Below are 14,421 nucleotides of genomic sequence, written 5' to 3'. Positions count from 1 at the left end.
GCGCTGCCCGACATCTGCGAGGTCTTGCGCCCGTTCCGCCAGAAACGCATTGCCCAGGTTGCGGAAGACTTTTTCGTTGGCTTCAACCGCAGCGGCCCACGAGAACGCCGCGCTTTTGCCCGACGCCAACAGCGGGTAGGCCTGCTCCAGCAAGCTCGGGTCTTGCAGCAATTCGCGGTGGGCACTGAAGATTTGCCCTTGCGGGCCTTGGCTGAACTCGCGGCCCAAGCTGTCCAGTGCGGTATCCGCTTCAAGCAGGGCGCGTTGCAACTGCGCCCGCTCAAAGGCTTCACCCGCCCCAGCTTCCGGATAGTCGAGGGTCTGCGCGGCGATTTGCACCACCTGCCCAAACACTGCCCCAGAAGACGCGCAGACACCGCGCAACAAGGTGTCATCCACCCGCACCGGCTCAGGTGCCGGGGCGTAGGTAGTTTCAGTGGCAACCTGGGCAGCGGGCGTCACCGCCTCGCCGCAACCGGCCACCAGCAGATCTGAGAGCACGCGAATCGCTTGCTCGGCATCCTCGCCAGTGGCGCTGACCTGCACCACATCGCCGTGGCTGGTTTGCAAGGTCATGATCGCGACCAACGATTTGGCGTTGATGCGCTGCTCGTGTTTGTGCAGCTCGATGGTGGCCGCAAAACCCTTGGCCGCCTGGGCAAACACCGCCGCAGGGCGGGCGTGCAGGCCGTTCGGGTTGGGCAGCGCAATGGCCAGCGAAAACAGCGTGTCACCCTGGCTCGGCGCTTGCTGGGTGGAGACTTGCACGGCCGCCTCGCCCACACGCAACACCGGCTGACCAGCCTCGACCAGCATCTCGCCGCCCGACACGTCGGTAATGCTTTCACCGCTGACCACCAGCATCAGGGTGAGCAAGCTGCGTGCATGTTGCGCGACATAATCGGCATCAAACTCGATCAACGCCTGCCCGGCCACGACCTGCTGGCCTTCCTCAACCAGGCAGGTGAAGCCTTGGCCGCCGAGGTTTACCGTGTCCAGGCCGATGTGCAGCAGCACTTGCACCCCGCTGGCATCGGTAATGCTCACGGCATGCCCGGTGTGCTGCAGGTTGCTGATCACACCGGCCAGCGGCGCGCAGAGCACCTGCGACGTCGGATCGATGCACAGGCCGTCGCCCATCAAACGGCTGGAGAACACCGGGTCAGGCACTTGCTCAAGCGGCATCAGGACACCCGATAACGGCGCCAGCAGTTCCAGTTGTTGGGTTGTAACCATGACTTCACCTGCAGTTGATTCGGTTAAATGCCGATGGAGCGCGAGCCCCGCAGCGTCGCTTATTTCCACCAGTACTCGATTTGTACACCGGCGTTGGAACCATGCCGCGCCGAGCCAAAGGCGCCGCTGTCAGACAATGCCGAGCCTGCATCAAACTCATTGGCCGCACGTTGCGCGGCGGCGTTCCAGCTCGCGTAGGTGTAATACAAGCGGATTTCCGGGCGAGCCCAGAAGCTTGGACCATTGGGCGACCAGGTCGGCGCAAAGGTGAACTTGCTCAGCTTGCGCGTACCGTCTGGAGCACGCACCTGATCATGCCCAAACTCGGTCACCAGCTTGAACTGCTCGGTGATCGCGTAGGTCGGTCGCACGCCCAGCGAGAGCCACTCCTGATTGCCGCCGTCCGGGCGGAAGTCCTTTTGATACACGGCCTCGACCTGCCCGCCGAAACGCGGGGTCACTTGCCAGTCAAAAAACTCGACGATCCGGTAACGCTTGCTGCTGTTATCCAGCCGGGTATCGCCGGTGTAGCCCAGCCCCGTGCCGGAGCCTTCGCCGTATTGCAGGGCCAGTTTGTTTTTGCCGCCCAGAAACTCGCTCTGGACATGCTGCGCGGTGATTGCCCAGCCACTGTGCGCGTCAGTGCGCTGTGGTTTTTCCAGGTAGCTGAGGCCAAACTCCAGTTGCCCGCCGGGGTTGGTGTTGAACCCGGCGACGTTGAAATCGTGACGCGTTACGTAGTCTTCCTGATACAGGCTGTCTTTGCGCGACAAGGCGTAGCTGTACTTCAGACCGCCGATCAACACGTCCTCGATGCCCGCGCCGGTAGCGCTCTGGTTCCAGTAGTAGAAGTCGGAAATATGAATGTCGTTACGCTTGTAGTAACGCCGCCCGGCCCACACCGAGCCGCCATTGAGACTCGGCAGGTTGGACCACTGCGCGTACAACTGCGGCAAGCGCGCCGAACCGTTATCGCCCTGGAACGTCAGCTGGCGGTTGTATTGGTTGTACAGCGAGGCCATACCGTCAACGCTGAGGACCGAACCGTCATCAAAGTTATAGACGTCCTGGCGCAACTCCAACTCAGCATACTGCTCGCATTCATTGCCCAACCGATACTTGGCCTCGGCGCCAGGCAGCTTGAAGCACGACTGCTTGCCGCCTTCCAGCGAATTGCCGATGCCACTGCGCAAGTACCCGGCAAACTCCAGGGCGTTGGCCGAAAGCGGCGCCAGCAGGCACACGCAAGCGGTGAAAATACTGCGATTGAGGGTTGTGTTCATGAGTGGCCTTTTTATTTTTATTTTTGGGTGTGATGCATGTCGGACTTTGTAGGAGCTGCCGCAGGCTGCGATCTTTTAAAACGATCAAAAGATCGCAGCCTGCGGCAGCTCCTACAGGGTTGTGGTTATTGCGTTGTCAGGTGCACGGCAAACGACTCGTAGGGGCGCAAGGTGATGCGCTGCGTGCGCGTCGACTGGTCGTCGTAGTTGCTGATCAACAGGCGTTGGGCCATGTCTTGGCTGATCACGCCGTCAGGCAAATCCACCACGCAATCGGTGCCGTAGAAGTTGTTGAGTACCAGCACGCTTTCGCCCTCGCCCTGGCGCAGATACGCCCAGACCTGCGGGTGTTCGGCCAGCAACTGGCGGTATTCGCCGTGTGACAGCAGCGGCTCTTCGCGACGCAACGCAATCAGCCGGCGGTAGTGATGCAGCACCGAGTCCGGGTCATTCAATTGCGCTTCGACGTTGATCTGTGCGGCGTTCGCAGGGATCCCGATCCATGGCTCTGCCGTGCTGAAACCGGCATTGGCCTGCTGGTTCCATTGCATCGGCGTGCGGCTGTTGTCCCGCGACTTTTGCAGGATCGCCGCCATGCAGTCCTCGTGGGACACCCCGGCTTCGCGCTTGAGGCGATAGATGTTCAGGGTTTCGACGTCGCGGTATTGCTCGATGCGCTCAAACCCCGGGTTGGTCATGCCGATTTCTTCACCCTGATACACATACGGCGTGCCTTGCAGGCAATGCAGGGCGGTGGCGAGCATCTTCGCCGAGACCACACGGAACTCACCGTCATCGCCAAAGCGCGACACCGCACGGGGTTGGTCGTGGTTACACCAGAACAACGCGTTCCAGCCGCCACCGGCCTGCATGCCCACCTGCCAGTCAGACAAAATGCCTTTGAGCGCGAGGAAGTCGAAGTCGGCACGCACCCACTTCTGCATATTCGGGTAGTCCACTTTCAAGTGATGAAAGTTGAAGGTCATCGACAGCTCTTTGCTCTCTGGCCGCGAGTAGCGGATGCAGTGTTCAAGGCTGGTAGAAGACATTTCGCCAACGCTGACCAGATCGTGCCCGGCGAATACTTCGCGGTGCATCTCTTGCAAGTATTCGTGCACGTTGGGGCCGTCGGTATAGAAGCGCCGACCATCAGTGTTGTCTTCCGGGAAGTGCGCAGGCTTAGAGATCAGGTTGATCACGTCCAGGCGGAAACCGCCCACGCCTTTGTCACGCCAGAAGCCCATGAGTTTGTAGACTTCGGCGCGCACCTTGGGGTTGTCCCAGTTCAAGTCGGCCTGGGTGTGGTCAAACAGGTGCAGATAGTACTGACCGGTTTGCGCCTCGTATTCCCAGGCCGAACCGCCGAACTTGGACTCCCAGTTGTTCGGCTGATCACGCCAGATGTAGAAGTCGCGATACGGGTTGTCGAGGCTGCTGCGCGCTTGCTGGAACCACTCGTGCTCGATGGAGGTATGGTTAACCACGATGTCGAGCATCAGTTTGATGCCGCGGGCCTTGGCCTCGCTGATCAACAGCTCGCAATCGGCCATGCTGCCGTAGCTCGGGTCGATGGCGTAGTAGTCGCTGATGTCATAGCCGTTGTCGCGCTGCGGCGAGCGCAGAAACGGCGTCAGCCACAGGTAATCCACGCCCAGCCATTGCAGGTAATCGAGCTTGTCGACCACACCCAACAAGTCACCGGTGGCGTTGCCCGCGTGGCTGTGAAAACTTTTTGGGTAGATCTGATAGATCACCGAACGCTGCCAGTCTTGCATGAGAGGCTCCTTGCATAATCTTTGTAAAAGGGGCCGCTTCGCAGCCCATCGCAGCCCATCGCAGCCTTCGGCAGCGACTACAGACGAGGGTCAGGCCACGCGGTAGCCGGGGCGGATGATTTTCAGGCTGAGTGCGCACGTCAGAACAAACGGCACGATGATCGCGACCAGCATGCCGATGACGAACATCGGGATGTACTGCGGAATGATCGAGATAAATCCCGGCAAGCCGCCGACGCCAATCGCCGAGGCCTGGACCTTGTTCAGCGACAGGAAAATGCTGCCCAGCGCCGAGCCGATCAGGGCCGCGTAGAACGGAAATTTGTAACGCAGGTTGACCCCGAACATCGCCGGTTCAGTGATGCCGAAATACGCGGACACCGCCGAGGTAGACGCCATGCTGCGCTCGCGCACGTTGCGGCTCATGTAGAACACACCAAGCGCCGCGCTGCCCTGGGCCAGGTTGGACATCACGATCATCGGCCAGATAAATGTGCCGCCCTGAGTCGAGATCAATTGCAGGTCAACTGCGAGGAACATGTGATGCATGCCGGTGATCACCAGCGGTGCGTACAACAGGCCGAAAATCATGCCGCCGAGCACTGGCGCCAGGTCAAACAGCATGACCACGCCTTCGGTGATCAGGATGCCCAGGTGACGCGTCACCGGGCCGATGATCGCCAGCGCCAGCACGCCGGTAATAACGATGGTGGTGATGGGCACGACCAGCAATTGGATGGCATTGGGCACCCGTGCGCGCAGCCATTTCTCGATCACGCTCATCACGTACGCGGCCAGCAGGATCGGCAGGATTTGCCCCTGGTAGCCGACCTTCTCGATCTGGAACACCCCCAGAATGTTGAAGTACGGCAGGCTTTGACCGTCCAGCCCGGCCACGGCCTTGCCGTAGTTCCAGGCGTTGAGCAGGTCGGGGTGCACCAGCATCAGGCCGAGCACGATGCCGAGGATTTCACTGCCGCCAAAGCGCTTGGCCGCTGACCAGCCCACCAACGCGGGCAAGAACACGAACGAGGTGTTGGCCATCAGGTTGATCAGGCTCCACACCCCGTCCAGCGACGGGTAGGCATCGAGCAGGGTTTTGTCGGCAATGAACATGCCTTTGGCGCCGAGCAGGTTGTTCACCCCCATCAGCAGGCCGGCAATGATCAGCGCGGGCAGAATCGGCATGAACACATCAGAGAACACCCGCACCAGACGCTGCATGGCGTTGGCCTTGTCGGCGCCCTTTTGCTTGACGTCGGCAATGGTCGACGCGGCGAGGCCGGTTTGCTCGCGCAAGGCGGCATAGACCTTTTCGACGTCGCCGGGGCCGATGACCACTTGGTACAGGCCACCGGTAAAAAAGGAACCTTTGACCAGGTCAATCTGATTGAGGGTTGCGCTATCGACCAGGCTGGGGTCTTTCAGCGCGAGGCGCAGGCGGGTGACGCAGTGCGCGGCTTGCTCCAGGTTGTCGACGCCACCCAGGCATTGCAGCAACTCACCGGCAATCTTCGAATAATCGTGGCTCATGCGTTGTCTTCCGCTTGAAATTTTTATTATGGAGCGTCGTTTTGGCAGCACGCCGAAGCGAAAAATACTCGTCTGTACGAGTTAAAGCAACAACTGGTACAGACGAGTTTGAAAAATAAGCCGTGGCCTCTGCTTTACTGTGCAGTAGTTGGCAATAAGCACTATCAGCCACCTCTGAAGAATGCGCCTGAATGTTCCTAAAACAGAGCCTTTACCGCGGAGCTTGCGCTGCTCCCCCCCTGCCCTTAAGGTTCGGGCCTTGAACACCTTCGGCATAGAGCCATCGTTATGACTAAATACAGCCAGATCTACACCGATCTGCTTGCAAACATCACCACTGAGCGCCTGGCGCGCGGTGCGCGCTTGCCGTCCGAAACTGAATTGATGACCCGCTACGACGCCAGCCGCGGCACCGTGCGCAAGGCGATTGAACAGCTTCAGGAACGCGGCTTTGCGCAGAAGATCCATGGCAAAGGGACGTTTGTGTTGTCTTCCAGCCCCATTGAGTTCCAGTTGGGCGGGATCGTCAGCTTCCAGGAAACCTACCCGAGCCTGGGCAACGACGTCAGCACTGAAGTGGTTGAGTTTGAGCACTTCCCGCTGGAAGGCGCGCTGACAGACAAGATCGACGCCGAGCCAGGCAGCCTGATCACTCGCGTCAAACGCGTGCGGCGCATAGATGGCAAACGGGTGATTCTGGACATCAACTGCTTCGTCAGCGAGCTGATTCCGGGGCTGACGCCAGAGATAGCGCAGCACTCGATCTACGCGTATATCGAGCAAACCCTTAACCTGCAAATCAGCTTTGCCCAGCGCACCATCGAAGCCGTGCCGCGCAGCAAGGATGATCAACTGCACCTGGATCTGGATGGGCAAAGCCACGTGATTGTGGTGAGCAACCAGACGTTCCTGCAGGACGGCAGGCAGTTTGAGTACACCGAGTCGCGGCATACCTTGGACAAGTTTTACTTTTCGGACATTGCCCGGCGCTAATCGCAGCGTAGGAGCGAGCTCGCCTCGCGATCTTTTGATCTTTTAAAAGATCGCGAGGCAAGCTCGCTCCTACCGTTAGCCGCGCGCAGTGTTTAGTGTTTGAACATCACGTGACGGATGGTGGTGTAGTCCTCAAGGCCGTACATCGACATGTCCTTGCCATAGCCCGAGAGCTTGGCGCCGCCGTGGGGCATTTCGCTCACCAGCATGAAGTGCGTGTTGACCCAGGTGCAGCCGTATTGCAGGCGGGCCGCCAACCGATGGGCGCGGCCGACATCGTGTGTCCACACCGAAGACGCCAGGCCATAGTCGGAATCGTTGGCAAACTGCAAAGCCTGCGCTTCGTCGTCGAATTCGGTGACAGATACCACCGGCCCGAAGATCTCATGGCGCACCACTTCATCGTCCTGCCGCGCACCCGCCAAAACCGTCGGTTCAAAGAAGAACCCCGGCCCCGCCACGCGCTTGCCGCCCGTCACCACTTCAATGTGCGACTGCTCACGGGCACGCTGGACAAAGCCTTCGACCCGCTCCAGATGTTGCAAGGTGATCAACGGCCCGAGTTCTGTCTCAGGGTCGTCCTGCAGCCCATGGCGAATACTGGACACAGCCTCACCGAGCTTTCTTACAAACTCGTGGTACACGCCCTTCTGCACATAAATACGGCAGGCGGCAGTGCAGTCCTGGCCGGCGTTGTAGAAGCCGAAGGTACGGATGCCTTCGACGGCCGCGTCGATGTCGGCATCGTCAAACACGATCACCGGGGCCTTGCCGCCCAACTCCATGTGCATGCGTTTAACGCTATCGGCCGTCCCGGCGATGATCCGGCTGCCGGTCGCGACCGAACCGGTCAGCGACACCATGCGCACTTTGGGGTGGCTGGTCAGCGGTTTGCCGACACTTGGGCCACGGCCAAAGACCACGTTAATGACGCCAGCCGGGAATATCTCTGCCATCAACTGCGCCAGTTTCAACGTGCTCAACGGAGTCTGTTCAGACGGCTTGATCACCACGGTATTACCGGCCGCCAGCGCCGGGGCGAGCTTCCAGGCGGCCATCATCAACGGGTAGTTCCAGGGCGCAATGGACGCCACCACGCCCACCGGATCACGGCGGATCATCGAAGTGTGCCCCGCCAGGTATTCGCCTGCTGCACTGCCTTGTAGGCAGCGGCTGGCGCCCGCGAAAAAGCGGAACACATCGGCCACGCCAGGCAGTTCGTCGTTGAGCGCGGCGCTGTAGGGTTTGCCGCAGTTATTGGACTCCAGGCGCGCCAGCTCCGGGGCATGGGCGTCGATGGCGTCGGCCAGCTTCAGCAGCAATTGCGAGCGGTCCTTGGGCGTGGTCTGCGACCAGGCCTCAAACGCCGCATCGGCTGCGCACACCGCGGCATCGACCTGAGCCAGACTGGCCTCAGGGATTTCTACCAACGTGGCGCCCAACGACGGGTTAAGCACCGGGAGTTTTTCGCCTTCACCGGCGATGAGTTGACCATTGATCAGCAGGCAAGTTTGCATGGTTTCTCCTGTGGGCGGCGTGAGCCACCCCATCAAAAAGGCGCAACCTCCCCGCATGCGCGCAATCAAGGCGCACGTGGGTAGTTACAAGGGCTAAGGGGTCGGGTGCGTCAGAGCGCGGGTTCAGGCACGGCGGTGCTGAACAGGCGGGTACGGAAGGCCAGGTACACCAGCCCCAGCACGACCCAGCATGAGCCGAGGATCAGCGCGTCGGCGTCCAGGCTGATGAGCATCCAGCCCGAGGTAATGGCCCCGATCAGCGGGAACAACACCCCGCGCAGCACACCGGCTTTGTCGCCCAAGGCACGGTCGAAAGTCAGTTTCAGCGCGCACAGGTTGACGGCGGTAAAGGCCAGGAATGCGCCGAAGTTAACCAAGGACGTGGCGGTGGCGATGGTCAGGCCAAAGCCGACAAAACCAAAGGCGCCGCACAGCACGATGTTGAACACCGGGGTCTTGTAGCGCGGGTTGAGCACGCCAAACAGCTTTTGCGGCAGTTGGTTGTCACGGCCCAGGGCATACAGCAAGCGCCCGACACTGGCCTGGAACGACAGGCCAGCAGCAAAGTGGGCAATGATGATGCCGGTTAGAACCACAGCAAAAAACAGGTCGCCGCCGATGGTCTTGGCGATTTCAAACGCCGCGCCGTCGATGTTCTCGAACACGCCCACCGGATGCGCCAGGTACATGAAGTACGAGGAGCCGACATACAGGCTGCCGCCGATCAAAGCCACCAGCAAAATGGCCCGCGGGATGGTGCGTTCCGGCTCAACGGTTTCTTCGCTCAAGGTCGACAGGGCGTCGAAGCCAAGGAACGAATAAGCGGCAATGGCGGCACCGGCCATGGTCGCCGAGAACGGTACGTCGGCATTGAAGAACGGTTTGACCGACAACAATCCGCCCGGACCATTGATCGCGCTGACGTAGTGCCAGCACAGGGCGATGAACACGGTGATGATGGTGAGCTGGATCAGCATCAAGATGATGTTGAAACGGTTAGCCACCTGAATCCCGAGGATGTTGAGCAACGAGGTGGACACGATAAAGCCGGTGATCCAGACCCACTGCGGTACATCCGGGAACGCCAGGCTCAGGTAGCTCGCCCCCAGCAGCCAGATCAGCATCGGAATAAAAAAGTAATCGAGCAGCGCCGCCCAACCGACCATAAAGCCGATGTTGGGGTTAAGCATTTTACGGGTGTAGGTGTAAGCCGAACCCGCTGTCGGAAACACCCGCACCAGTCGCCCGTAGCTCAGAGCAGTGAAAATGACGCCGATGGACGCCACCACATAAGACAACGCCACGGTGTTTTGGCTGGCCTGGGCAATCACGCCGTAGGTACCAAAGACAATCAGTGGCGCAATAAAAGCCAGACCGAACAGCAACACAGACACCGGACCCAAGGTACGGCGCAGATGCGGAGTCGAAATCGATGCGCTCATGACGATGCCCTCAAGCTGAGTAGTGGTAGGCGGCACGAATCACATCGAGGTAGCTCTCGACGGTCATGTCTTTGATATTGCTGGCATCGGAAATATTGCTCTTGGACTTCTGCGCGATGGCCGTGAAGTCTTCTTCGCGCACCCCGGCCACGTCGGCAAAACGCGGGATACCCAGCTCCCGGTTCATGCGAAACAGTTGATCGACGCCCGCTTGGGCCGCATCGACGGCGCTCAGGTTGGGGTCGATCCCCAGGGCGTACGCCACATCGGCGTGGCGGCGCAGGTCGGCGTCGCGGTTATGGCTGAACACAAACGGCAGGAAAATCGCGTTGCCGATGCCGTGCGGGGTGTCGTACATGCCGCCGATGGCTTCGGAAATACAGTGCACGCTGGCGATGTCGGCGTTGCCGAAGGCCATGCCGGCAATCAGGCTGGCAATCAGCATCTGTTCGCGGGCTTCACGGTTGTCCGGTTCTTGCACAGCGGGCTTGAGGTGTTGCGCGATCAAACGGATCGCGTGCAGCGCCAGGCCGTCACTGATCGGGTTGGCGGGTTTGCCGGTGTAGGCCTCAATGGCGTGGGTCAGCGCGTCCATCCCGGTGGCAGCAGCAATGTGCGGCGGCAGCGTGGCGGTGATGTCTGAGTCGAGCAGCGCCAGCACCGGGCCAATACGGTAGTCGAGCAGGCTCATTTTGAACTGGCGACGGGTGTCGGTGATTACCGAGAAAAAGGTCACTTCACTGCCGGTGCCAGCGGTGGTCGGGATCGCCACAATCGGCAGTACTGCGTTCTTGAGGGCAAACGCGCCTTCGTAGTCTTCAACGATTCCGTCATGGGTCAGCAAAACGCTGATGGCCTTGGCGGCGTCCATTGCACTGCCGCCGCCGACTGCCAGAACGCCGTCGATGCCTTTACCGCGATACAGCTGCGCGGCACGGTTAACGTCTTCGCTGCGCGGGTTGGGTTTAACGTCGGAGATTTCGTCGTAGCGAATACCGGCCTGTTCCAGGCTGGCATAGATGCTGTCGAGCAAACCGGCGTTCTTCACGCCCGGGTCGGTGACCAGCAGTACATGGCTCAAGCCCAGGCCGAGCAAGTGTTCGCCGGTACGCTGGCGCAGGCCAGGTTCCATGACGATTTTGGTGGGTAATAGAAACTGGAATTGCATGGGGACGTTCCTCTCGCTCTGTGGCGCTTTGCAATGTTGTAGTTATGGCAGACGAGTCAGGGAGCCGCAGGGGCGGCCACTATCGGTTTTTATTGTTGAAGGTGCCGCATGGCGGTATGGGTCGAAACACTAAGACACAGGTAGCGGATCAACAAATACTTAAAACTCAAGGGAGCATTCGATTAAATCGAATGCTCCCTGTTGACGCACACGCCCCCTGTAGCAGTTGACGAGCACCGCGAGGCTACGTCCGATTGCGAAGCGATCGTAAATCCTAAGAAACAGGGTTAACGGATACACCGCGTTAGCCGAATTGCGACGGCTGCGCCGCCGGACGTAGCCTCGCAGGCTCGTCAACTGCTACGGGGGTGTCGAAGCGCTACAGAGATTGGCCGTGGCGGGCCATGATGTGGCGCACCACGCTGTAGTCCTGAAGCGAATCGCTGGACAGGTCTTTGCCATAGCCCGAGCGCTTCAGGCCGCCGTGGGGCATTTCGCTGACCAGCATGAAGTGGCTGTTGATCCAGGTGCAGCCGTACTGCAAGCGCGCTGCCACTTGCATGGCCTTGTCGAGGTTTTGCGTCCAGATCGACGATGCCAGGCCGTATTCGGAGTCGTTGGCCCAGTCCACGACCTGCGCCAGTTCATCAAAACGGGTGACGGTCACCACCGGCCCAAACACTTCGCGCTGGACGATTTCATCGCTTTGTTTGCAACCGGCCAGCAGCGTCGGCTGGTAATAGAAGCCCGCTCCCGGATGCGCAGCGCCCCCCGTCACACACTCAATGTGCGGCTGGCCCAGCGCCCGTTCGACAAAACTGGACACGCGATCACGCTGACGGGTGCTGATCAGCGGGCCGATTTCGTTGTCGGCATCGCGCTTGCCGGCAAAGCGGATACGGCTCACGGAATCACCCAGCGCCGCCACCAACTTGTCGTAAATACCGGCCTGCGCATACACCCGGCACGCCGAGGTGCAATCCTGGCCCGCGTTGTAATAGCCATACGTGCGCACCCCTTCGACCACGGCCTCAAGGTCGGCATCATCGCAGACGATCACCGGCGCTTTTCCGCCCAGTTCAAGGTGGGTGCGCTTGAGGGTTTTGGCCGCGGTGGAGAGGATTTTCTGCCCGGTGACGATGTCGCCGGTCAATGACACCATGCGCACTTTCGGGTGGCTGACCAAATGGCTGCCGACGTTTTCACCGCCGCCACAAATGATGTTGAGCACGCCGCGCGGCAGGATCTCGGCCAGCATCGGCGCCAGGGCCAAAATCGACAGCGGTGTGTGCTCGGAAGGCTTGAACACCAACGTGTTGCCCGCCGCCAACGCCGGGGCGATTTTCCAGGCGGCCATCATGATCGGGTAGTTCCACGGCGCAATCGAGGCCACCACGCCGATCGGGTCACGGCGCACCATGCTGGTATAGCCGGGCAGGTATTCGCCACTGAGCTGGCCGGTCTGGCAACGCACGGCGCCCGCAAAAAAGCGGAACACGTCCACCGTGGCACTCAAGTCGTCTTTGCGCGCCAGATGCAGCGGCTTGCCGCAGTTCAGCGCTTCGAGACGCGCGAGGTAGTCGGCGTTTTTTTCAATCGCACTGGCGATTTCCAGCAGCAGGTTAGAGCGTTGCTGCGGCGTGGTCCGTGCCCAGCCGTCGAAGGCCCGGTGCGCGGCAAGGATCGCGGCCTCGGTCTGCTCGGCGCTGGCCTCGGCGATCGACGTCAGCACTTCACCCGTGGTCGGGTTGAGGATGGGTTCGACAATGCCCTGCCCGGCGACTGATTCACCGTCGATCAACAGTGCGGTGAACAATGGTGTCTGCGCGGCGGGCATGGTAGGGCTCTCTTGTGGTGTGCGGTCGTGGTGCGCCCCGCTCTGTGGGCTGGACCGTTTTATAGAGGCTGCAAGATTAGTCTTGGCGCAGCGCGAACGACAAACACTAAATCCAGATTAAATCGCCAGCTTGCGCCCGCCATGGGGCTGCTCGCGGGCGACGGTCAAAAACGGATCGACCAACGGCGGCCGCGCGGTCCCCCGGCGCCAGGCCAGGCCGACGTCAAGTGTCTGGTTAAGGTCGGCAATGGGCCGGGCCTCGATGATGTCGCCTTCCAGCGACCAGGGCCGGTAGGTCATGTCCGGCTGGATCGAGATCCCCAGCCCCGCCGCAACCAGGCTGCGCACCGCTTCGGTCGATGCCGTGCGCAAGGTAATGCTCGGTTGCAACCCCGCCTGCGTCCACAAGCGCTGGGCATTGCTGTCCATCTCATCGACGTTCAACTGGATCAGCGATTCTTTGGCCACGTCGGCCAGGTTGATGCTGTCCAGCTCCAGTAGTGGATGCTGGGCCGGCAGCCAGACACGGTGCGGCGAATGGGTCAGCACCTCGGACTGCAAGGCGTGGCGATCTTCAAGATTGGAAAGGATCAGCACGCCGACATCAATCTCGCCACTGACCAGCAAGTGCTCGATGTACGGGCGTTCGTCTTCCATCACGCGGATTTCGACGTTGGGGTAGGCGCGCTGAAAACGGGTGAGTAAATCCGCGAGGTAATAACCCGCCACCAGGCTGGTCACGCCGACGATCAACTGCCCGGCCACCTGGTCGGTGCTCTGCTGCAAGCTGCGTTTGGCGTTGTCCACCGTGGCCAGGATCAAATGCGCCTGGCGCAGAAACTGATGGCCCTGGTGGGTCAGGGTCATGCCCTTGGCGTGGCGATTGAACAGGCTAACGCCAATTTCCTGCTCCAGTTGCTGGATCGCCAGGGTCAAGGTCGATTGAGAGATGTACACCGCTTGGGCGGCAGCCGAGATGGAGCCAGTCTCGGCCACGGCGATGAAGTGACGGATCTGACGCAACGTCATCATGAAAACACCCCTCCAGCGGACTGATTTTTTGTGAGGGGCGAGTGTATATCTTTTTTATCGATAGCCCGGCACAAACCTCAGCGCTGCTTTACTGACCGTTACCCTTATTCACATTTGCTTACGACAGTCGCAGGCAGGGATCGCAGTATCATGCCGACATCTGACCACCGAGAGCTTTAGTCATGCCCACTGCTGCCTCCAAACGCTGGCTGATCCTGATCGCCGTGATGCTGGCCTTTGTGCCCATCGTGATTGATATGACCATTCTGCATATTGCTGTGCCGTCGCTGACGCTGGCGTTGGGCGCGTCTGGGGCGCAGGTGTTGTGGATCATCGATATCTACCCGCTGCTGATGGCCGGTTTGCTGGTGCCCATGGGCACCCTCGCCGACCGGGTCGGTCATCGGCGCATCCTGCTGTATGGCCTGAGCGTGTTCTGGGTGGCTTCGTTGCTCGCCGCGTTCGCGCCTACGCCGGCCATGCTCATCGGCGCCCGGGTGCTGTTGGCGCTGGGCGGCGCGATGATCATGCCGTGTGTGCTGGGCATTATTCGCCGCACCTTCGAAGACGAAAAAGAACGCGCGCTGGCCCTCGGCCTGTGGGGC

Annotated in this window: 11 protein-coding genes; 2 read left to right on the top strand and 9 right to left on the bottom strand. The window is 60.4% G+C overall.

The genetic code is table 11. The annotated features are described in order from the left end of the window. The 4 genes from GHO25_RS23930 to treP all read right to left on the bottom strand — a co-directional run. Window positions 1-1,236: glucose PTS transporter subunit IIA (locus tag GHO25_RS23930; RefSeq protein WP_153392860.1), on the bottom strand; the 1,236-nt coding region annotated here is incomplete at its 3' end. A gap of 59 nt (window positions 1,237-1,295) precedes the next feature. Then, complete coding sequence (locus tag GHO25_RS23925) at window positions 1,296-2,519, bottom strand: carbohydrate porin (protein ID WP_048367031.1); 1,224 nt, start codon at window positions 2,517-2,519, stop codon at window positions 1,296-1,298. A gap of 125 nt (window positions 2,520-2,644) precedes the next feature. Further along, window positions 2,645-4,294, bottom strand: coding sequence for an alpha,alpha-phosphotrehalase (treC, locus tag GHO25_RS23920; protein WP_153392857.1), 1,650 nt, complete (start codon window positions 4,292-4,294; stop codon window positions 2,645-2,647). 90 nt (window positions 4,295-4,384) lie between these two features. Next, a complete protein-coding gene (treP, locus tag GHO25_RS23915; RefSeq protein WP_048367033.1) occupies window positions 4,385-5,827 on the bottom strand; it encodes a PTS system trehalose-specific EIIBC component in 1,443 nt (480 codons plus the stop codon). A 288-nt stretch (window positions 5,828-6,115) separates the two neighbouring features. On the opposite strand from treP, the gene treR reads away from it, so the two are divergent. After that, entirely contained in the window at window positions 6,116-6,820 is a 705-nt protein-coding gene (treR, locus tag GHO25_RS23910) for a trehalose operon repressor (protein WP_048367036.1), read from the top strand. Between the two features lie 92 nt (window positions 6,821-6,912). Here treR and GHO25_RS23905 read toward each other — a convergent pair whose 3' ends face one another. The 5 genes from GHO25_RS23905 to GHO25_RS23885 form a co-directional block, all read right to left on the bottom strand. Further along, window positions 6,913-8,337 (bottom strand): gamma-aminobutyraldehyde dehydrogenase, encoded by a 1,425-nt coding sequence (locus GHO25_RS23905; RefSeq protein WP_153392854.1) that lies wholly within the window; start codon window positions 8,335-8,337, stop codon window positions 6,913-6,915. A 110-nt stretch (window positions 8,338-8,447) separates the two neighbouring features. Then, a complete protein-coding gene (locus GHO25_RS23900) occupies window positions 8,448-9,779 on the bottom strand; it encodes an APC family permease (protein ID WP_048367040.1) in 1,332 nt (443 codons plus the stop codon). Window positions 9,780-9,789: 10 nt separating this feature from the next. After that, window positions 9,790-10,947 (bottom strand): iron-containing alcohol dehydrogenase, encoded by a 1,158-nt coding sequence (locus tag GHO25_RS23895; RefSeq protein ID WP_153392851.1) that lies wholly within the window; start codon window positions 10,945-10,947, stop codon window positions 9,790-9,792. Window positions 10,948-11,326: 379 nt separating this feature from the next. Next, window positions 11,327-12,784 carry a gamma-aminobutyraldehyde dehydrogenase gene (locus tag GHO25_RS23890; RefSeq protein ID WP_153392848.1) on the bottom strand — a complete coding sequence of 486 codons (1,458 nt, stop codon included), beginning with the start codon at window positions 12,782-12,784 and terminating at the stop codon, window positions 11,327-11,329. A gap of 117 nt (window positions 12,785-12,901) precedes the next feature. Then, the gene (locus tag GHO25_RS23885) at window positions 12,902-13,816 is read right to left on the bottom strand and encodes a LysR family transcriptional regulator (protein WP_153392845.1); all 915 of its coding nucleotides are present in this window, start codon (window positions 13,814-13,816) and stop codon (window positions 12,902-12,904) included. A gap of 182 nt (window positions 13,817-13,998) precedes the next feature. Between GHO25_RS23885 and GHO25_RS23880 the strand changes: the two genes are divergently transcribed. Further along, on the top strand, window positions 13,999-14,421 hold a 423-nt coding region (locus tag GHO25_RS23880), incomplete at its 3' end, for an MFS transporter (protein WP_153392842.1).

It is taken from the genome of Pseudomonas sp. FSL R10-1350 (assembly GCF_009600525.1).
Taxonomy (GTDB): Bacteria; Pseudomonadota; Gammaproteobacteria; order Pseudomonadales; family Pseudomonadaceae; genus Aquipseudomonas; species Aquipseudomonas helleri.
The sequence above is the reverse complement of the archived record's forward strand: the minus strand, read 5'-3'. Positions and strand labels throughout refer to the sequence as shown.

Bases quoted from the DNA above. Each gene is read 5' to 3' on its own strand.
- GHO25_RS23925 (WP_048367031.1), bottom strand. From the start codon at position 2,519: ATGAACACAACCCTCAATCGCAGTATTTTCACCGCTTGCGTGTGCCTG.
- treC (WP_153392857.1), bottom strand. From the start codon at position 4,294: ATGCAAGACTGGCAGCGTTCGGTGATCTATCAGATCTACCCAAAAAGT.
- treP (WP_048367033.1), bottom strand. From the start codon at position 5,827: ATGAGCCACGATTATTCGAAGATTGCCGGTGAGTTGCTGCAATGCCTG.
- treR (WP_048367036.1), top strand. From the start codon at position 6,116: ATGACTAAATACAGCCAGATCTACACCGATCTGCTTGCAAACATCACC.
- GHO25_RS23905 (WP_153392854.1), bottom strand. From the start codon at position 8,337: ATGCAAACTTGCCTGCTGATCAATGGTCAACTCATCGCCGGTGAAGGC.
- GHO25_RS23900 (WP_048367040.1), bottom strand. From the start codon at position 9,779: ATGAGCGCATCGATTTCGACTCCGCATCTGCGCCGTACCTTGGGTCCG.
- GHO25_RS23895 (WP_153392851.1), bottom strand. From the start codon at position 10,947: ATGCAATTCCAGTTTCTATTACCCACCAAAATCGTCATGGAACCTGGC.
- GHO25_RS23890 (WP_153392848.1), bottom strand. From the start codon at position 12,784: ATGCCCGCCGCGCAGACACCATTGTTCACCGCACTGTTGATCGACGGT.
- GHO25_RS23885 (WP_153392845.1), bottom strand. From the start codon at position 13,816: ATGATGACGTTGCGTCAGATCCGTCACTTCATCGCCGTGGCCGAGACT.